Origin of the sequence: Demequina sp. NBRC 110051 (assembly GCF_002090055.1) — a bacterium.
Lineage (GTDB): Bacteria > Actinomycetota > Actinomycetes > Actinomycetales > Demequinaceae > Demequina.
Genome location: NZ_BBRH01000012.1, coordinates 1 through 20353 on the forward strand (window position 1 = coordinate 1; position 20353 = coordinate 20353).

Annotated in this window: 11 protein-coding genes and 3 rRNA genes; 5 read left to right on the top strand and 9 right to left on the bottom strand. The window is 64.6% G+C overall.

The window, feature by feature from the left end; genetic code table 11:
• From rrf to ligA, 4 genes are all read right to left on the bottom strand, one after another.
• Positions 1-117: ribosomal RNA gene (rrf, locus tag B7K20_RS06630) — 5S ribosomal RNA — on the bottom strand.
• 84 nt (positions 118-201) lie between these two features.
• Positions 202-3307: ribosomal RNA gene (locus tag B7K20_RS06635) — 23S ribosomal RNA — on the bottom strand.
• Between the two features lie 372 nt (positions 3308-3679).
• Positions 3680-5203: ribosomal RNA gene (locus B7K20_RS06640) — 16S ribosomal RNA — on the bottom strand.
• Together the 16S, 23S and 5S rRNA genes form the textbook arrangement of a ribosomal RNA operon.
• Before the next feature lie 624 nt (positions 5204-5827).
• Positions 5828-7948, bottom strand: coding sequence for an NAD-dependent DNA ligase LigA (gene ligA, locus B7K20_RS06645; protein ID WP_234985744.1), 2121 nt, complete (start codon positions 7946-7948; stop codon positions 5828-5830).
• 89 nt (positions 7949-8037) lie between these two features.
• Here ligA and B7K20_RS06650 point away from each other — a divergent pair, with 89 nt between their 5' ends.
• The 3 genes from B7K20_RS06650 (at position 8038) to B7K20_RS06660 (ending at position 12689) form a co-directional block, all read left to right on the top strand.
• On the top strand, positions 8038-8937 hold the full coding sequence (locus B7K20_RS06650; RefSeq protein ID WP_084101746.1) for a M15 family metallopeptidase: 900 nt from the start codon (positions 8038-8040) through the stop codon (positions 8935-8937).
• A 228-nt stretch (positions 8938-9165) separates the two neighbouring features.
• The gene (locus B7K20_RS06655) at positions 9166-9969 is read left to right on the top strand and encodes an FAD binding domain-containing protein (protein WP_084101747.1); all 804 of its coding nucleotides are present in this window, start codon (positions 9166-9168) and stop codon (positions 9967-9969) included.
• Positions 9966-12689 carry a molybdopterin cofactor-binding domain-containing protein gene (locus tag B7K20_RS06660; protein ID WP_084101748.1) on the top strand — a complete coding sequence of 908 codons (2724 nt, stop codon included), beginning with the start codon at positions 9966-9968 and terminating at the stop codon, positions 12687-12689. The genes B7K20_RS06655 and B7K20_RS06660 overlap by 4 nt, the downstream gene beginning before the upstream one ends.
• Here B7K20_RS06660 and B7K20_RS06665 read toward each other — a convergent pair.
• Positions 12686-13654 (bottom strand): XdhC family protein, encoded by a 969-nt coding sequence (locus B7K20_RS06665; RefSeq protein ID WP_084101749.1) that lies wholly within the window; start codon positions 13652-13654, stop codon positions 12686-12688. The two genes, B7K20_RS06660 and B7K20_RS06665, sit on opposite strands and share 4 nt — an antisense overlap.
• A 94-nt stretch (positions 13655-13748) precedes the next feature.
• On the opposite strand from B7K20_RS06665, the gene allB reads away from it, so the two are divergent.
• Positions 13749-15086, top strand: a complete 1338-nt coding sequence (gene allB, locus B7K20_RS06670) for an allantoinase AllB (RefSeq protein ID WP_084101750.1) — start codon at positions 13749-13751, stop codon at positions 15084-15086.
• Between the two features lie 124 nt (positions 15087-15210).
• Positions 15211-16119 (top strand): factor-independent urate hydroxylase, encoded by a 909-nt coding sequence (gene pucL / locus B7K20_RS06675; protein ID WP_084101751.1) that lies wholly within the window; start codon positions 15211-15213, stop codon positions 16117-16119.
• A gap of 176 nt (positions 16120-16295) precedes the next feature.
• On the opposite strand, the gene nrdF is transcribed toward pucL, so the two are convergent.
• From nrdF to nrdH, 4 genes are read right to left on the bottom strand one after another with little or no spacing between them, the layout of a single operon-like run.
• Entirely contained in the window at positions 16296-17270 is a 975-nt protein-coding gene (gene nrdF / locus B7K20_RS06680) for a class 1b ribonucleoside-diphosphate reductase subunit beta (RefSeq protein WP_084101752.1), read from the bottom strand.
• Positions 17271-17310: 40 nt separating this feature from the next.
• Complete coding sequence (gene nrdE / locus B7K20_RS06685; protein ID WP_084101897.1) at positions 17311-19416, bottom strand: class 1b ribonucleoside-diphosphate reductase subunit alpha; 2106 nt, start codon at positions 19414-19416, stop codon at positions 17311-17313.
• 20 nt (positions 19417-19436) lie between these two features.
• Complete coding sequence (gene nrdI, locus B7K20_RS06690; protein ID WP_084101753.1) at positions 19437-19838, bottom strand: class Ib ribonucleoside-diphosphate reductase assembly flavoprotein NrdI; 402 nt, start codon at positions 19836-19838, stop codon at positions 19437-19439.
• An 11-nt stretch (positions 19839-19849) separates the two neighbouring features.
• A complete protein-coding gene (gene nrdH / locus B7K20_RS06695; RefSeq protein WP_084101754.1) occupies positions 19850-20086 on the bottom strand; it encodes a glutaredoxin-like protein NrdH in 237 nt (78 codons plus the stop codon).
• Positions 20087-20353 lie beyond the last annotated feature (267 nt).

Here is a 20353-nt window from a genome sequence, read left to right on the forward strand (position 1 = left end):
GTCCCGCAGCGTCCTACTCTCCCACACCCTGGCGGGTGCAGTACCATCGGCGCTGGCAGGCTTAGCTTCCGGGTTCGGGATGGGACCGGGCGTTTCCCTGCCGCTATGGCTGCGGTAACTCTATGGAGATTTTGGTGTGGTTCACCCGTTTCTCGGGAACCGCATAGTGGACGCGTAGTATCTCGCAACATTACATGTGTTGTGGTGAAGTTGTTGGCCTATTAGTACCGGTCAGCTTCGAGGGTCGTTAGTCCCCTCTTCCACATCCGGCCTATCAACCCCATGGTCTGTAGGGGGCCTTCACAGATTAAATCTGATGGAAATCTCATCTTGAGACCGGCTTCCCGCTTAGATGCTTTCAGCGGTTATCCGTTCCGAACGTAGCCAACCAGCCGTGCTCCTGGCGGAACAACTGGCACACCAGAGGTTCGTCCATCCCGGTCCTCTCGTACTAGGGACAGATTCTCTCAAATTTCCTGCGCGCGCAGCGGATAGGGACCGAACTGTCTCACGACGTTCTAAACCCAGCTCGCGTACCGCTTTAATGGGCGAACAGCCCAACCCTTGGGACCAACTCCAGCCCCAGGATGCGACGAGCCGACATCGAGGTGCCAAACCATGCCGTCGATATGGACTCTTGGGCAGGATCAGCCTGTTATCCCCGGGGTACCTTTTATCCGTTGAGCGCTGGCGCTTCCACATGCCACCAGCGGGTCACTAGTCCCGACTTTCGTCCCTGCTCGACCTGTCAGTCTCACAGTCAAGCTCCCTTGTACACTTGCACTCGCCACCTGATTGCCAACCAGGCTGAGGGAACCTTTGGGCGCCTCCGTTACTTTTTGGGAGGCAACCGCCCCAGTTAAACTACCCACCAGGCACTGTCCCTGATCCGGATTACGGACCGAGGTTAGATATCCAGAGTGATCAGAGTGGTATTTCAACAATGACTCCACCATGACTGGCGTCACGGCTTCAAAGTCTCCCACCTATCCTACACAAACCACACCGAATACCAATACCAAGCTATAGTAAAGGTCCCGGGGTCTTTCCGTCCTGCTGCGCGTAACGAGCATCTTTACTCGTAGTGCAATTTCGCCGAGTTCGCGGTTGAGACAGCGGAGAAGTCGTTACGCCATTCGTGCAGGTCGGAACTTACCCGACAAGGAATTTCGCTACCTTAGGATGGTTATAGTTACCACCGCCGTTTACTGGGGCTTAAATTCAGAGCTTCGCCTTGCGGCTAACCCTTCCTCTTAACCTTCCAGCACCGGGCAGGCGTCAGTCCGTATACATCGTCTTGCGACTTCGCACGGACCTGTGTTTTTAGTAAACAGTCGCTTCTCCCTGGTCTCTGCGGCCCTCAAACGCTCACAGCCGCTAGTGCTGATCACGCCTCAGGCCCCCCTTCTCCCGAAGTTACGGGGGCATTTTGCCGAGTTCCTTAACCACGATTCTCTCGATCGCCTTAGTATTCTCTACCTGACCACCTGAGTCGGTTTGGGGTACGGGCGGCTAGAACCTCGCGCCGAGGTTTTTCTTGACAGCATAGGATCACCGGATTCCCACTAATGTGGTCACCATCAGGTCTCAAGCATATGAACGGCGGATTTGCCTACCGTTCGCCCTACACCCTTAGACGTGGACTACCATCGCCACGCTCGGCTACCTTCCTGTGTCACCCCTGTTAATACGCTTGACTACTACAGACTCGGGTCGCGCGCTACGCCACCGATAGATCCCGAAGGATCAGGAGGTGGTTTCGGGCGCTTAGCATCGTCTGATTCGTCAGGGACGGTTCTTCGCCGGTACGGGAATATCAACCCGTTGTCCATCGACTACGCCTGTCGGCCTCGCCTTAGGTCCCGACTTACCCAGGGCGGATTAACCTGGCCCTGGAACCCTTGGTCATTCGGCGGACGGGTTTCTCACCCGTCTTTCGCTACTCATGCCTGCATTCTCACTCGTGTAGCGTCCACAGCTGGGTTCCCCCGCTGCTTCACTCGCCACACGACGCTCCCCTACCCATCCACACGCTTGGACCCGAAGGCCAGGCAATGTGTGAATGACACAACTTCGGCGGTGTACTTGAGCCCCGCTACATTGTCGGCGCGGAATCACTTGACCAGTGAGCTATTACGCACTCTTTCAAGGGTGGCTGCTTCTAAGCCAACCTCCTGGTTGTCTGTGCAACTCCACATCCTTTCCCACTTAGCACACGCTTAGGGGCCTTAGTTGGTGTTCTGGGCTGTTTCCCTCTCGACTATGAAGCTTATCCCCCACAGTCTCACTGCTGCGCTCTGACTTACCGGCATTCGGAGTTTGGTTGACGTCAGTAACCTGGTAGGGCCCATCGGCCATCCAGTAGCTCTACCTCCGGCAAGAAACACGCAACGCTGCACCTAAATGCATTTCGGGGAGAACCAGCTATCACGAAGTTTGATTGGCCTTTCACCCCTATCCACAGCTCATCCCCTCGGTTTTCAACCCAAGTGGGTTCGGTCCTCCACGCGGTCTTACCCGCGCTTCAACCTGGCCATGGATAGATCACTTCGCTTCGGGTCTAGACCCGGCGACTCAATCGCCCTATTCGGACTCGCTTTCGCTACGGCTGCCCCTCACGGGTTAACCTCGCCACCGAGCACTAACTCGCAGGCTCATTCTTCAAAAGGCACGCCGTCACCCCTGCTAGGGAGGCTCCGACGGATTGTAAGCACACGGTTTCAGGTACTATTTCACTCCCCTCTCGGGGTACTTTTCACCATTCCCTCACGGTACTGTTCCGCTATCGGTCAGTAGGGAGTATTTAGGCTTATAGAGTGGTCTCTACGGATTCACACGGGATTTCTCGGGCCCCGTGCTACTTGGGATGACTCTTCAGAGTCTGGAAAATTTCGTCTACGGGGGTCGCACCCTCTATGCCGGGCCTTTCAATGCCCTTCGACTATCAACCAGATTTCTTACTCTGCTCACAAGCGGCAGCTTGTGACAAGAGGTCCCACAACCCCACACACGCAACCCCTGCCGGGTATCACACGTGCATGGTTTGGCCTGATCCGCTTTCGCTCGCCACTACTCACGGAATATCTCTTCCTGTCGGTACTGAGATGTTTCACTTCCCGACGTTCCCTCCACACACCCTATATATTCAGGTGCAGGTCACTGGACATGACTCCAGCGGGGTTTCCCCATTCGGACATCCTCGGATCACAGCTTGTTTGCCAGCTCCCCGAGGCTTATCGCAGGCTACAACGTCCTTCATCGGCTCCTACTGCCAAGGCATCCACCATGTGCTCTTAAAAACTTGACCACAGATTACAAAGATGCTCGCGTCCACTATGCAGTTCTCAAGCAACGGACGATCCATACCCTCCACCCACAGCTCCGTATCGATCACAACGATCAACGAAACTTCCTTGGGGCTTCGGGCAGGTCCACCAGAAAGAATCTGGACCTGTCCTTGCGTGTCGGTCCCGATCTTTCAGGACCCAACAGTGTGCCTCGCTACCCACTCCAACCAACACTGTGCTTTCCAGCAACCCGAAGGTCACGTACTCGCTAGTGCCGGCCACAGTAAGCAGCCATGTCGATGTTCCATCCATGAGCCCCACCCCTACAACGAACGTGTAGAGCGTGGGTCCTGACACCATCCAGACAAGCTGGAGATGTAGGTGCTCCTTAGAAAGGAGGTGATCCAGCCGCACCTTCCGGTACGGCTACCTTGTTACGACTTAGTCCCAATCGCCAATCCCACCTTAGACGTCTCCCTCTCAAAGAGTTAGGCCGACGGCTTCGGGTGTTACCGACTTTCGTGACTTGACGGGCGGTGTGTACAAGGCCCGGGAACGTATTCACCGCAGCGTTGCTGATCTGCGATTACTAGCGACTCCAACTTCATGAGGTCGAGTTGCAGACCTCAATCCGAACTGAGACCGGCTTTTTGGGATTCGCTCCACCTTACGGTATCGCAGCCCTTTGTACCGGCCATTGTAGCATGCGTGAAGCCCAAGACATAAGGGGCATGATGATTTGACGTCATCCCCACCTTCCTCCGAGTTGACCCCGGCAGTCTCCTATGAGTCCCCACCATTACGTGCTGGCAACATAGGACGAGGGTTGCGCTCGTTGCGGGACTTAACCCAACATCTCACGACACGAGCTGACGACAACCATGCACCACCTGTATACGGCGAAAAAATCACTCCCTATCTCTAGGGATAGACCGTATATGTCAAGCCTTGGTAAGGTTCTTCGCGTTGCATCGAATTAATCCGCATGCTCCGCCGCTTGTGCGGGCCCCCGTCAATTCCTTTGAGTTTTAGCCTTGCGGCCGTACTCCCCAGGCGGGGCACTTAATGCGTTAGCTGCGACGCGGAAACCATGGAATAGTCCCCACATCTAGTGCCCACCGTTTACGGCGTGGACTACCAGGGTATCTAATCCTGTTCGCTCCCCACGCTTTCGCTCCTCAGCGTCAGTAGTGGCCCAGAGACCTGCCTTCGCCATCGGTGTTCCTCCTGATATCTGCGCATTCCACCGCTACACCAGGAATTCCAGTCTCCCCTACCACACTCTAGCCTGCCCGTACCCACTGCAGACACGAGGTTGAGCCTCGTGCTTTCACAGCAGACGCGACAAGCCGCCTACGAGCTCTTTACGCCCAATAATTCCGGACAACGCTTGCGCCCTACGTATTACCGCGGCTGCTGGCACGTAGTTAGCCGGCGCTTCTTCTGCAGGTACCGTCACTTTCGCTTCTTCCCTGCTGAAAGGGGTTTACAACCCGAAGGCCTTCATCCCCCACGCGGCGTCGCTGCATCAGGCTTTCGCCCATTGTGCAATATTCCCCACTGCTGCCTCCCGTAGGAGTCTGGACCGTGTCTCAGTTCCAGTGTGGCCGGTCGCCCTCTCAGGCCGGCTACCCGTCGTCGCCTTGGTGAGCCATTACCTCACCAACAAGCTGATAGGCCGCGAGTCCATCCCAGACCAAAAAATCTTTCCCAACACTCACCATGCGGTGGTGCCGCTTATCCGGTATTAGACCTCGTTTCCAAGGCTTATCCCAGAGTCTGGGGCAGGTTACTCACGTGTTACTCACCCGTTCGCCACTGATCCACAAGAGCAAGCTCTCGCTTCACCGTTCGACTTGCATGTGTTAAGCACGCCGCCAGCGTTCGTCCTGAGCCAGGATCAAACTCTCCGTAAATGCTTTATCAGAAACCTGCAAACAGGCTCATCAACAAACGAAGTGGTTCCAAAGAACCGGTTTAATCTCTAGCAAGAGAACAAATGTCACTGACATTCATTTCATTACCAAAGGAATCCTACATCCAACCCCAATTTTAGGGCAGATGCCGGAGATTTTGGCATCGACTATGTGGCACACTGTTGAGTTCTCAAAGATCGGAAGCTCACCTCCCGCGGACCTTCCGGCCGGCGTTTGGGGCAACTCGTAAAAACTTACCCGATGTCTCCGGCCTTGTCAACTCGCCGTTTTTCTTGGCGTGTTGGCTTGCCCGGAACGGGCTCTCCATCCTACATCCTCTTGGGCGCGCTAACGACCGTGGTTCAGAGGTTGGAGTTGCTGTCTCGTGGTGCTCAGTGAGGCCCCTCAGGACCTTTCGAGCGCTTCCCTCGTCGGCAGCGAGAAGAACATTACGGGGATGTGAACCCCATCGTCAAATCGGCGTCAGCCCGGGCGTGTCGCGACTGAACTACCTGGTAAATGATCGGTTTGCGCTCCCATTGTCCGTCATCTGCCCGAAACATAGCCAAAATTCGTGTGAAGTTTTTTCTGATCCGCACCGCGAACGGAGTCTGGAAGCGCCACCTACTCGGACAGCGCCTCCACACCCCCGTCGAGGAGGCGCACAAAGGCGGCTTCGTCGAGGATCGGGACGCCCAACTGTTCGGCCTTGTCCGCCTTCGATCCCGCATTGGCTCCGGCGACCACATAGGACGTGTTCTTCGACACCGACCCGGCCGCCTTGCCTCCACGGGAGATGATCGCCTCCTTCACCGAGTCACGCGTGAACCCGTCAAGCGAGCCCGTGGCGACAATGGTCAGACCCTCGAGGGTGCGCGCGACCGTCTCGTCCCGCTCGTCCTCCATGCGGACGCCGGCGGCGGCCCACCGCTCGACGATGTCCACGTGCCAGTCAACGGCGAACCACTGCACGACGGACTGCGCAATGACCGGGCCCACGCCGTCGATCGCGGCAAGCTGCTCCTCACTGGCGCCCCGGATCGCGTCCATGGACACCAGCTCGGTCGCGATCGCGCGGGACGCGGTGGGTCCCACGTGCCGGATCGAGAGCGATACCACCACGCGCCACAGCGGTTGAGAGCGCGCCTCTTGGAGATTCGCGATGAGTTTGCGCCCGTTTTCCGCGACGTCGCCGGCCTTGCGTCCGGACTGTCCCGCCTCTACCTGCTTGCGGGTCAGTTTCTCGTCCACCTCGTAGACGAACATGGGCACCGCTCGCAGCGACTCCTCGGTCAGGTCGAAGAGCCCCGCCTCATTGGTGAGCACCCCGGACTCCACCAGCGCGGCCGCGGCCTTCTCCCCCAGCACTTCGACGTCGAAGGCGCCGCGCGAACCGATGAAGGCAATACGGTCCACGATCTGTGCCGGGCAGCCCTGGGCGTTGGGACACCGCAGGTCCTTGTCGCCCTCCTTCTGCTCGACGAGGGGCGTGCCACAGGAGGGGCAGTTCTCCGGCATCTCCCACTCGCGCTCCGCCCCCGTGCGTGCCGCCTCGACCGGTCCGACGATCTCGGGGATCACGTCGCCGGCCTTACGCAGCACCACGGTGTCCCCGATGAGCACACCCTTGCGTTTGACCTCATGGCGGTTGTGCAGCGTCGCGTAGGTGACGGTCGAGCCGGCCACGGTCACGGGCGTCATCACGCCGTACGGGGTGACCCGCCCCGTGCGCCCCACGTCCACGCGGATGTCCTCAAGGACGGTGTGGACCTCCTCGGGCGGGAACTTGTATGCGATCGCCCATCGGGGTGCCCGGCTGGTCGAGCCCAACTGGCCCTGCATTGCACGGTCATTGACCTTCAGCACCGCTCCATCGATCTCGTGCACCAGAGAGTGACGCTTGTCCTCGAGCTCGCGCAGGTACTCCTCGATCGCGCCCAGCCCGCGCAGGGTGCGCGCATGCTCCGTGACGGGGAAGCCCCAGTCGGCAAGCACCGCGTAGATGCCGTCCTGTTGCGCCAGCCGCGGGTCGGGTTCGCGGTCCCCCCACTCGAGCGCGCCGAGCGCGTAACAGGTGAGATCGAGCGGACGCTCGGCCGTCACGCGTGCGTCCTTCTGCCGGAGCGAACCCGCGGCCGTATTGCGCGGGTTCGCATAGGTGGGCTTGCCGTCCTCCCGCAGGCGATCATTGAGCTGCTCGAACGCCGCCACGGGCAGGAACACCTCGCCACGCACCTCCACGACAGACGGCACGTGCGCGCCGCTGAGCCGGCGCGGGATCGTCGCGATGGTCAGCACGTTGGCGGTCACGTCCTCGCCCGTGGTGCCGTCGCCGCGGGTGACGCCCCGTACTAGCTCGCCATCCTCATAGGTCAGAGATATCGACAGCCCATCGATCTTGGGCTCGCACACAATCTCTTGGTCGCCTGCCTCTTTGCCCACGCGCGCGAGCCACGCCTCCACATCCTCGAGCGAGAAGGCATTGTCGAGGCTCATCATCCGTTCGCGGTGCTGCACCGACGCGAAGCCCGTGTCACCCCGCGCGGCGCCCACGACCTGTGTCGGCGAGTCGGGCTCGACCAGTTCCGGATGTGCCGCCTCAAGGTCGCGCAACTCACGCTCGAGCGCGTCGTACTCGGCGTCCGAGATCGTGGGTGCGTCGTCACCGTAGTAGCGGGCGCGGTGCTCCTCGACCTGTTGGACAAGGTCCTGGTGACGGGCGCGGGGATCGTTCACATCGCTCACGCCACCTATCCCACCACGAACCACCGACATCGGGCGCCCCCTGCATCGGGCGTCTTCCCGGCAGGGACCACGGTCACTACCCTGGCCGCATGTCGACGCGCGCGATCTCCCTCACCCTCACGGCCGCCGCAGCGGGCGGGCTCCTCACGGGATGCTCGCTCCTCGACCGTGACGAGCCGGCCCCGCTGAGCGTCACGACAACGGCGACGACGACGGCGACCGCGACGCCCGCACCCCTGCCCGCCGTCACCGTCACGGCCGAGCCGGTCGAGGACGACTCCTATGCGCGCCCGCTGTGGCTGGGCCAGGTACCGCTCGAGATGGGCGATAACAACCTGGGCGTGCCAGGCGACACCCCCGACGCGCTCGAGGATCGCCAGTTGGAGCCGCGCGAGTGGCTCGCCGATCCCGACGACGACTCGTGGTTTGTGGACATCTCGATGGACGTGCCCGACGACGTCGCCGCGCGCTCGTCGTGGGAGGAGGGGTGCCCGGTCGACATCGGCGACCTGGCCTACCTGGTCATGCCCTATTGGGGCTTCGACGGCGAGGTGCACACCGGCGAGATGATGGTGCACGACGACGTCGCCGAGGACGTCGCGGGCGCATTCGAGCGCGTCTTCGCCGCCCAGTTCCCCATCGAGGAGATGCGCGTCATCTCCCGCGAGGAGCGCGACTCGCCACCCACCGGCGACCTCAACGTCACCTCGGGCTTCACGTGCCGTCAGATCGTGGGCGCGGTCTCGGTGTGGTCACAGCACGCGTACGGCAAGGCCATCGACATCAACCCGTTCCACAACCCCTTCTACCGGGGCGAGGAACTGTTCCCCGAGCTGTCGGAGGCCTATCTCAACCGCGATGACATGCGCACCGGAATGATCGACGAGGCGACGGAGGTGTACGCGGCCTTCACCAGCATCGGCTGGGGATGGGGAGGCACCTGGACCGGTCGCGAAGACTGGATGCATTTCTCGGTCAATGGTCACTAGGCCGTAGACCCCAGGACGCAAGAATGGCGACGCTCCCCCCTCCGGAGCGCCGCCAAGGATGACGGTAGGCGGAGTCGATTTCCGCCGCGGTGCCCTCCGTGTTACCGCTCCGTAAATTCCGCGCAGAATGGTCATGGCGCCCGCGAACCCCGTGGCAGATTGTCGAGGACGGGGCCCGTGCCGAGGCCGCGTGGGAAGCCCGGGCCACCCGGGAAGAGGGAGGCGACGATGGACCTGGCCGGGGTACGCACCATGCGTACGGCGAGCACGCGCGAGGATCTCGCGCTGGCACCGGGAGAGACGTTCATGGCCGGAGCCACCTGGCTGTACTCGGAGCCTCAGCCGGGCCTCACCGGCCTCGTCGACCTCGCCGGCCTGGGGTGGGACGAGCTGGAACTGACCGCGGCGGGCGACCTGCGCATCGGCGCCATGGCCACCATCGGCGACCTGGCCGCCTGGGCTCGCCTCTCGGAGTTGCCCGCGGCGCCCCTCATGCATCAGTGCGCGGAGTCGCTGCTGGCCTCCTTCAAGGTGCAGGCCGCGGCCACGGTGGGCGGCAACATCGCGAAGTCGTATGCCGCAGGCGCGATGATCGCGCTGGCCGCCACCCTGGACGGCGTCGCGGAGGTGTGGCGCGCGGACGGCTCCATCGCGGACGTTGCGGTCGCAGACATCCCCGCCGACAACGGAGCCTCGCACCTGGGCCATGGCGACGTCATTCACGCCGTGACCGTGCCGGCCGCGGCCCTTGCGGCCCGGACGGCCCACCGCCGCATTGCGCTCGCCCAGAACGGACGCTCGGGTGCGCTGCTGACGGGACGGCGCGACGCGGACGGATCGTGCGTGCTCGTGATCACCGCCGCGACCCGTGTCCCGGTGGTCCTCCGCTACCCGCAGGTTCCGACGGCCGATGCCGTGGTCGCCGACGCTCGTTCCGCGCCTGGGTACTACACGGACCCGCTCGGCACGGCTGACTGGCGGCGAGGAGTCTCGGCGACGCTGCTGGCCGAGGTCGCCGAGGAGCTCGCATGACGTATGCGGTGAACGGCGCACAGGTCGACGCCACTCCCGAGCCGGGGCAGTGCCTGCGCACATTCCTGCGCGACGCGGGCCACGTCGAGGTGAAGAAGGGCTGCGACTCGGGCGACTGCGGCGCGTGCTCGGTGCTGGTCGACGGCAAGGCCGTGCACTCCTGCATCACCCCGGCGCAGCGCGCCGCGGGGCGCGAGGTCACAACCGCGGCCGGGCTGGGCAGCGACGGGCTCACGCAGGTGCAGGAGTCGCTCGCCGACCACGCCGGTTTCCAGTGCGGCTTCTGCACGCCGGGCATGGCCGTCACCGCGTCCGCCCTGACGCCCCAGGACCTGGACGACCCGGAAGCGTTTGCGAAGCGCATGCGCGGCAACCTCTGTCGCTGCACGGGGTATCGGCCCATCCGCGAGGCGCTGACGCACGGCATCTGCGGATCGGGCGAAGGCTGCGGGGGATGCGCACGGACTCTCGAGCGCGGCGCCGCGGCCACCACTGAGGAGGCTGCGGGCGTCGGCGCCTCCGTGGTGCACTCTGCCAAGGACCGCGTCGTGGCCGGGCGCGAACCCTTCACCTTCGACGAGATGCCTGCGGACACCGTGCACCTCTCGGTGGTCGGCTCGCCGCACGCACACGCGCGGATCGTGGCGATCGACGCGTCGGCCGCCCTCGCGATGGACGGCGTGCTCGCCGTACTCACTCATGAAGACGCGCCCGACGTGCTGTATTCGACCGGTCGCCACCAGCACCGCACGGACGATCCCGACGACACCCGGATGCTCGATTCGGTGGTGCGCTTCATCGGCCAGCGCGTCGCGGTGGTCATTGCCGAGACCAAGCGCCTCGCGGATCTTGCCGCGAGCGCGGTGGTCGTGGACTACGAGGTCCTGCCGCACGTGCTGGACCCCGAGGCCGCCCGCGCCCCCGGGTCCCCCCTGCTCCACCCCAAGCGCACCCCCGCGGACCGTGTCGCCGATGCTTCGCGAAACGTGGTCGCCTCGGTACACGAGGCGACGGGCGACGTGGAGGCCGCGCTCGCGGAATCGGCGGCCACGACCGACGGGACGTGGTCCACCTCGCGCGTCTCGCACGCGCAGCTCGAGACCCACGGCGCCATCGCCTGGGTGGCCGACGACGGACGCCTCACCGTGCGCACCAGCTCCCAGGTGCCCTTCCTCGTGCGCGACGAACTGGCCCGCGTGCTGGGCTGGGACGCCGATCGCGTGCGCGTGTTCACCGCGCGAGTCGGTGGCGGGTTCGGCGGCAAACAGGAGATGTTCTGCGAGGACATCGTCGCGCTCGCGGCGCTCGCCGTGGGCCGCCCCGTCGCGTACGAGATGACGCGCGAAGAGGAATTCACCCGCACCTCCGTGCGCCACCCCATGCGCGTGCGCGTGCGTGCGGGAGCGGGCTCCGACGGACGCCTCACCGCGCTGCACGTCGACGTGCTGAGCGACACGGGCGCGTACGGCAACCACGCCGTGGGCGTCATGTTCCACGGCTGTCACGAGTCCATCGCCGTCTACCGCGCCCCGGTCAAGCGCCTCGACGCCGAGGCCGTCTACACCAACAACATCCCTTCCGGAGCGTTCCGCGGCTACGGGCTGGGACAGGTGATCTTCGCGATCGAGTCTGCGATGGACGAGCTCGCGCTGGACCTGGGGATCGACCCGTATGAGATGCGGCGCCTGAACGCGGTGCGCCCTGGCGACCCGTTCATCGTCGCGGGCGCTCCCGACGAGGACCTGAAGTTCGGCTCGTTCGGCCTCGACGAGTGCCTCGACATGGCGCGCGACGAGCTCGCGGGCCCGGACGACGTCCCCGCGCCCGAGGGCTGGGCCGTCGGCGAGGGTATGGCGGCCTCGATGATCGCGACACTCCCACCTCGCGGCCACGTCGCCGTCGCGTCCATCTCGGTCGGTGCTGACGGCATGTTCCACGCGCGCTCGGGCACCGCGGAGTTCGGCAACGGCACCACCACGGTCCACACCCAGATCGTGGCCGAGGTGTTCGGCGTGCCGCGCTCGCGCGTGCGCCTCACCCACGCGGACACGGACGCCGTGAAGCACGATACGGGCGCGTTCGGCTCCACGGGCATTGTGGTCGCAGGTAAGGCGCTGCACGCCGCATGCGTGGAGTTGCGCGAGGCCTTGCTGGCCTCGGCGGGACATGTCGCGACCGACTCCCCCGTCGACTGGGGCGCGCTCATCCCCGGCGTGGATGCGTCGCATCGGCGGGGAGACGAGGCCTGGGCGGAATCGTTCCTGGACCAGCGTGAGCGGTCGGTCGCGTTCAACGTGCAGGCCTTCCGCGTGGCGGTGCGGCCCGACACGGGCGAGGTGCGGATCCTCCGCTCGGTCCAAACAGCGGACGCGGGTGTGGTGATGAACCCGCAGCAGTGCCGCGGCCAGATCGAGGGCGGCGTGGCCCAGGGCATCGGCTCGGCCCTGTACGAGGAGGTCATGATCGACGAGCGAGGCGCGGTCGCGAACCCCGCGTTCCGCCAGTACCGCGTGCCGCAGATGGCGGACGTGCCGCTGACCCACGTGCGCTTCGCGACCACCTCAGACGACCTCGGCCCGTACGGAGCGAAGTCCATGTCCGAGTCGCCCTACAACCCCGTGGCCCCCGCCCTCGCGAACGCCATTCGCCGCGCGGTGGGCGTGCGACCCATGTCGATCCCGATGTCGCGCGACCGCGTGTGGAGGATGCTGCAGGCCTAGCCGCGAGCGTGGATGGCCGCCGTGCGATTGGCGAGGTGGCCGCCCTCGCGTCCGCGCGCGTCGGCGACGATCTGCGCGACGATCGAGATCGCGGTCTCCGCCGCCGTCACGCCTCCCAAGTCGAGGCCGATGGGACTACGCAGGCGCGCGAGGTCGCCGGCGCCCACGCCGGCCTCCGCGAGCAGCTCGCGCCTGCGCACGTCCGTGCGGCGCGAGCCCATCGCGCCGACAAAGCCGGCGTCCGACGCGAGCGCGGTGACGAGCGCGGGGATGTCGAAGCGCTCCTCGTGGGTCAGCACGCAGATGACATCACGGGGGCCGATGCTCGTGGCGGCCAAGTAGTCGCCCGGCCAGGCGCGGATCACCTCGTGCGCGTCCGCGTGACGTGCCGAGGTCGCGAATGCCGGGCGCGCGTCCACCACGGTCACCCGGTATCCCAATGGGCGCGCCGCGGTCGCGAGCGCGGCCGAGAAGTCGACGGCACCCACGATGATGAGCCGGGGCGAGTCCTCCCGCTCGATCCGCAACGTGCCTACGGGGGCGGCCACGGCATCGGCCATCCCCACGGAGCCGGTCGCGAGGTCGATGTCGAGCCGGGCAGACCGCCCGGCGGCGGCGCGGCGCAGCTGCTCGCGCACGGCATGGTCGCCGGGCTCCAGGACGGACGCGACCACACTCAGGTGACCGCCACATGACAGGCCGGCCGCGAGCGCATCGTCGTCTGACAGACCCAGCTCGGTCGAGGCGACTCCCACCTCACCGCTCAGCGCGGCGCGGGCCAGCTCGTACGCCTCGGACTCGACACAGCCGCCCGAGATCGCGCCGATGACCTCACCCGTATCCGTCACGGCCATCGACGATCCGACCGTGCGCGGCGCCGAGCCGTGCACCACGGCCACGGTCACGACGCCCACGCGGCGGCCCGCGGCGAGCGAGCCCTCAAGCTGGTGCGCGATCTCCCACATGAGCCGACTGTACGGCTGCGGCGTTTCGCGCGTGTTGCCCGCGCGGCCACGGCCCGGACACGCGCGCGCAATATTGGTTGCCTAGTGTCGGGGCATGAAGGACTTTGATCTGGTGGTGCGCTCGCGCCGCGTGTTGGTGGGCGACGAATGGCAGCCGGCGTCGGTGGCCGTGAGGCACGGGGTGATCCGGGCGATCGGCGATATCGCCGCCGAGTACGACGCCAGCGAGGACGTGACGCTGCCCGACTCCCAGGTGCTGCTGCCCGGCGTGGTCGATACCCACGTACACGTCAACGAGCCCGGACGGACCGAGTGGGAGGGCTTCACGTCCGCCACCCTCGCCGCGGGCGCCGGCGGCACCACCACGCTGCTCGACATGCCGCTGAACTCCATCCCTCCCACCACCACGCTCGAGGCGCTCGTGCTCAAGCGCACCGCCGCGTCGCCCCAGGTGTCGATGGACGTGGGCTTCTGGGGAGGCGCCGTCCCGTCCTCGCTGGGGCACCTGCGCGAGCTGCACGAGGCGGGCGTGTTCGGCTTCAAGTGCTTCCTGTCGCCGTCGGGCGTGGACGAGTTCCCGCACCTTTCCCGCGCGCAGCTCGTCGAGGCCGCGGCAGAGATCGCCGCGTTCGACGGCCTGCTCATCGTGCACGCCGAGGACCCCGACACGCTTCTCGATCACGCGGGCGGCGCCGACTACTCCGACTTTGTGGGCTCGCGCCCCGAGGCCTCCGAGATGGCGGCCATCGACGCCGTCATCGCCGCCTCGCGCGAGACGGGGTGCCGGGTGCATATCCTGCACCTGTCTGCCGCCCGGGCGCTGCCGGCGATCCGCGCCGCGAAGGATGAGGGTGTGCGGATCACCGTCGAGACGTGCCCGCACTACCTGACCTTCGACTCCGCCTCCATCCCCGACGGCGCAACCCAATACAAGTGCTGCCCTCCCGTGCGCGATGCGGCCAACCGCGAGGCTCTGTGGGAGGCGCTGCTCGACGGCACGCTTGATCTGGTGGCCTCCGACCACTCCCCCGCGACCGCCGAACTCAAGGTGGGAGCCGGCGGCGACTGGGCGCGCGCGTGGGGCGGAATCTCGGGCGTGCAGGTCATGCTGTCCGCCGTCGCCTCGGGCGCCGCCGCGCGTGACATTCCTTTGGCCGATGCGGTGGCATGGGTCACGTCCCGGCCCGCGACCTTCGCCGGGCTCGCCGACAAGGGCTCGATCCGTGTGGGCGCGCGCGGCGACCTGGTGGCGTTCGACCCTGCTGAACGCTGGACCGTGGTCGCATCGGACCTGTCGCACCGCAACCCGGTCTCCGCTTTCGACGGCCACGAACTCACCGGCCGTGTGCAGCGCACGTGGCTCGCTGGCGCGCAGATCTTCCCGGTGCGCGCCAACGCCGAAAACACCGGGCGGCTCCTGGAGCGGCACTGACGCTGCCAAGCCGGCCACGGCATCGGCGCTCCGAAAGCCGTAAGAAACGCCTGCGAAATGCCGGATCGCTAGCGTGAACCCATCCGACGCGCGACGTGCGCGTCCCGGCGAGAAAGGGGCCGCCATGGCCATCACCCTCGGACCTCACCAGTACGGCAAGGCGGAAAACCGCGTGGTGCGCATCGTGCGCGACACCGCACGCCACGAGATCACGGACGTGAACGTCTCGACGTGCCTGCGCGGCGACTTCGACGACGCTCATCTCACCGGCGACCAGGGCACCGTGCTGCCGACGGACACGCAGAAGCAGACCGCCTACGCGTACGCCAAGACGGTGGGGCTGAACCCCGTCGAGGACTACGCCCTCGCGCTCGCGCGGCACTTCGTGGACGACGTGGAGCCCGTGCGCGGCGCCCGGATCGAGGTCGAGGAGTTCGCGTGGCAGCGGGTCACCGTCGACGGCGCCGAGCACGACCACACGTGGGTGCGCTCGGGCCAGGAGGTGCGCACGGCGGCGATCACGGTGGACGGTTCTGGTGACGAGCGTGTCGAGCACGTCATCCAGGGGCTCAAGGACCTCACCATCCTCAAGTCCACCGGCTCCGAGTTCCACGGCTTCCTCAAGGACGAGTTCACGGTGCTGCAGCCCACCGACGACCGCATCATGGCCACGTCGCTCGTGGCGCAGTGGCGGTTCGCGCCGGGCACCTCGGCGGACTGGAATGCGGTCTACGCGACGGTCAAGGGCATCCTGACCTCGGTGTTTGCCACCCACCACTCGCTCGCACTGCAGCAGACGCTGTTCGAGATGGGCAAGGCGGCGCTCGAGGCGGTGCCGGAGCTTGTCGAGATCCGCATGTCCGCCCCCAACAAGCACCACTTCGACTACGACCTGGGCCGGTTCGGCATCGAGAACAAGGGCGAGGTGTTCCACGCGGACGACCGTCCCTACGGCCTCATCCAGGCCTCCGTGGTCCGCGACGAGGAGCCGGCCGCTCCCCTCGCGTGGAAGCAGTACTCGGGGCTGGTGTAGGCCCGCGCCCGCCTGTCGCCCCAGCGGCTCGCTCCTTGCGCCCCAGTGGGCACCCAGTGCGCCCTCGCGCACGTGCGTGGGTTCTAGCGGACAGTGAGTGTGGTGGGACGCCCCCAACGCAGTGAGGGCCCCGCACCGGTGATGGTGCGGGGGCCTCGCTACGTGTGACGCGGGGCTTAGAAGTCCCAGTCGTCGTCCGTGGTTTCCTCGTGCTTGCCGATCACGTAGGACGAGCCGGAGCCGGAGAAGAAGTCGTGGTTCTCGTCGGCGTTGGGCGACAGGGCCGACAGGATCGCCGGGCTGACGTCGGTCACCGTGGACGGGAACAGCGCCTCGTAGCCCAGGTTCATCAGGGCCTTGTTGGCGTTGTAGTGCAGGAACTTCTTGACGTCCTCGGCCAGGCCCACGCCGTCGTACAGGTCGTGCGTGTACTGGACCTCGTTCTCGTACAGGTCGTACAGCAGGTTGAAGGTGTACTCCTTCAGCTCCTCGCGACGCTCAGGGGTCTCCTTCTCGAGGCCCTTCTGGTACTTGTAGCCGATGTAGTAGCCGTGCACGGCCTCGTCACGAATGATGAGGCGAATCATGTCCGCCGTGTTCGTGAGCTTGGCGCGGCTCGACCAGTGCATGGGCAGGTAGAAGCCCGAGTAGAACAGGAAGGACTCGAGCAGGGTCGAGGCCACCTTCCTCTTCAGCGGGTCGTCACCGTGGTAGTAGTCCAGGACGATCTGCGCCTTGCGCTGAAGGTTCTGGTTCTCGGTCGACCAGCGGAACGCCTCGTCGATCTCCTTGGTCGAGCACAGCGTCGAGAAGATCGACGAGTAGCTCTTCGCGTGCACCGACTCCATGAACGCGATGTTCGTGTAGACGGCCTCCTCGTGCGGGGTCAGCGCGTCGGGGATGAGCGACACGGCGCCGACGGTGCCCTGGATCGTGTCAAGCAGCGTCAGGCCCGTGAAGACGCGCATGGTGAGCGTCTGTTCCTCGGGCGTGAGCGTGTTCCACGACTGGATGTCGCCGGAGATCGGGACCTTCTCGGGCAGCCAGAAGTTCGAGGTGAGGCGGTTCCACACCTCGACGTCCTTGTCATCCTGGATGCGGTTCCAGTTGATGGCGTCGACGTGGCTGACGAGGGTCAGCTTCTCGGTCATGTCGGTTCCTTTACGTGACGAAAGAGATCTGGGGCGGACGCTAGAGCATGCAGCTGACGCAGCCGTCGACCTCGGTGCCCTCGAGCGCCAGCTGGCGAATGCGGATGTAGTAGATGGTCTTGATGCCCTTGCGCCATGCGTAGATCTGCGCCTTATTGATGTCGCGCGTAGTGGCGGTGTCCGGGAAGAACAGGGTCAGCGACAGGCCCTGGTCGACGTGCTGCGTCGCCGCGGCGTAGGTGTCGATGACCTTCTCGGGGCCGATCTCGTAGGCATCCTTGAAGTACTCAAGGTTGTCGTTGTCCATGAAGGGCGCGGGGTAGTAGACGCGACCCAGCTTGCCTTCCTTGCGGATCTCGATCTTCGACGCGATCGGGTGGATCGACGACGTCGAGTTGTTGATGTACGAGATCGACCCGGTCGGCGGCACGGCCTGCAGGTTCTGGTTGAAGATGCCGTGCTTCTGCACCTCGGCCTTGAGCTCGCGCCAGTCCTCCTGCGTGGGGATGGTGATGCCCGCATCGGCGAACAGCTGCTCCACACGCGAGGTGGCCGGCACCCACTCCTGATCGGTGTACTTGTCGAAGAACTCGCCGCTCGCGTACTTCGAGTCCTCGAAGCCCTCGAACGCCGTGCCCTGCTCCTTGGCGATGCGGTTGGAGGCCGCGATCGCGTGGAACAGCACCGTGTAGAAGTAGATGTTGGTGAAGTCGATACCCTCCTCGGATCCGTAGTGGATCCGCTCGCGGCCCAGGTAGCCGTGGAGGTTCATCTGACCCAGGCCGATGGCGTGGGCGCGGTCGTTGCCGTACTTGATGGACGGCACCGAGTCGATCGACGACTGGGTGGACACGGCGGTGAGGCCGCGCACGGCGATCTCGACGGTCTTGCTCAGGTCGCCGCCGTCCATCGCCAGCGCGATGTTCATCGAACCCAGGTTGCAGGAGATGTCCTTGCCGGTCTCCTCGTAGGTGAGGTCGTCATTGAACACGGACGGGGTGTTGACCTGGAGGATCTCGGAACACAGGTTGGACATGTTGATGCGGCCCTTGACGGGGTTCGCGCGGTTCACGGTGTCCTCGAACACGATGTACGGGTAGCCCGACTCAAACTGGAGCTCCGCGACCGTCTGGAAGAACGAACGCGCGGAGATCTTCGTCTTGCGGATCCGCGAGTCGTCGACCATCTCGTAGTACTTCTCGGTGATCGAGATGTCACCGAACGGCACGCCGTAGACGCGCTCGACGTCGTAGGGGCTGAAGAGGTACATCTCCTCGTTCTTGCGCGCGAGGTCGAAGGTGATGTCCGGCACCACGATGCCGAGGGACAGCGTCTTGATACGGATCTTCTCGTCCGCGTTCTCACGCTTGGTGTCCATGAACTTCATGATGTCGGGGTGGTGCGCCGAGAGGTACACCGCGCCGGCACCCTGACGCGCGCCCAGCTGGTTCGCGTACGTGAAGGAGTCTTCCAGGAGCTTCATCACGGGGATGATGCCCGAGGACTGGTTCTCGATGTGCTTGATGGGGGCACCCGACTCGCGGATGTTCGACAGCGACAGCGCCACACCGCCGCCGCGCTTGGACAGCTGCAGCGCGGAGTTGATGGAGCGGCCGATGGACTCCATGTTGTCCTCGATGCGCAACAGGAAGCATGAGACGAACTCGCCGCGCTGGGCCTTGCCCGCGTTGAGGAACGTGGGGGTGGCGGGCTGGAAACGGCCCGCGATGATCTCGTCCACCAGGCTGGTGGCGAGTTCCTCATCTCCGGCGGCGAGGGCGAGCGACACCATGACGACGCGGTCCTCGTAGCGCTCGAGGTAGCGCTGGCCGTCGAACGTCTTCAGCGTGTACGAGGTGTAGTACTTGAAGGCGCCCAGGAACGTGGGGAAGCGGAACTTCTTGCCGTAGGCGCGGTCGTGGAGTTGCTGAATGAACGCGAAGTCGTACTGCGCCAGCACCTCGGGCTCGTAGTAGTTCTTCTCGACCAGGTAGTCCAGACGCTCCTTGAGCGAGTGGAAGAACACGGTGTTCTGGTTCACGTGCTGCAGGAAGTACTCGCGGGCCGCCTCGCGGTCCTTGTCGAACTGGATGTTGCCCTCGGTGTCGTAGAGGTTCAGCATCGCGTTCAGCGAGTGGTAGTCCATGCCCGTGCGGGGCTTCTCGATCACTGTTGCTTCCACAACTCATCCAATCCATCGCGGACCGCAGTGACATCGTCCTGCGTTCCGAAGAGTTCAAATCTGTACAGGTGCGGCACGTGGCACTTCTGAGCGACGATGTCGCCAGCGATGCAGTAGGCCGCGCCAAAGTTGGTGTTGCCCGCTGAAATCACCCCCCGGATGTACGAGCGGTTGTGCTCGTCGTTCAGGAACTTGATGACTTGCTTGGGCACTGCACCCTTGCCGTTGCCTCCCCCGTAGGTAGGAAGGACGAGCACGTAGGGCTCGTCAACCTTCAGGGGGGCTTCGGTGGGCAACAGTGGGATTCGCTCGGCGGGCACCCCCAGCTTTTCGACGAACCGGTGGGTATTGCCGGACGACGAGCTGAAGTAGACGAGCGAGGCCATCAGGGGCTCGCTTAGGAGGCGGCCCGCTCGGCGAGCGCGGCGATGCGGTCGGGCTGGAAGCCGGACCAGTGCTCGTCGCCAGCGACCACCACAGGGGCCTGGAGGTAGCCGAGCTTCATCACCGTGTCGTAGGCGTCCTGGTCCTCGGTCACGTCAAACATCGTGAACTCGAGCTCGGCGCGCTCGAGCGCCTTCTTCGTCGCCGTGCACTGCACGCAACTGGGCTTCGAGTAGACCGCGATCGTCATGAGGACTTCCTTTCGAAGGGTGTGGGCCGTGCTGGCTGGCCATCACTATATATGGGGGTGGTGCCCCGATCCACCACTACATGGTGTGTTTCTTCCACAATTTTCTGCACAGGCCCTGTGGGCATCCTGTGCACAGCGGTGGACAGGGTTCGCAACACGCCGGGGCCGTGTGCGGACACGCCGGAGCGACACGCCGACACGCCGTTTTCCACCGAGATTTCACCTGTGAAATGTGGCAGAAACCGGCGGCGACTAGCGTGTCGAGGC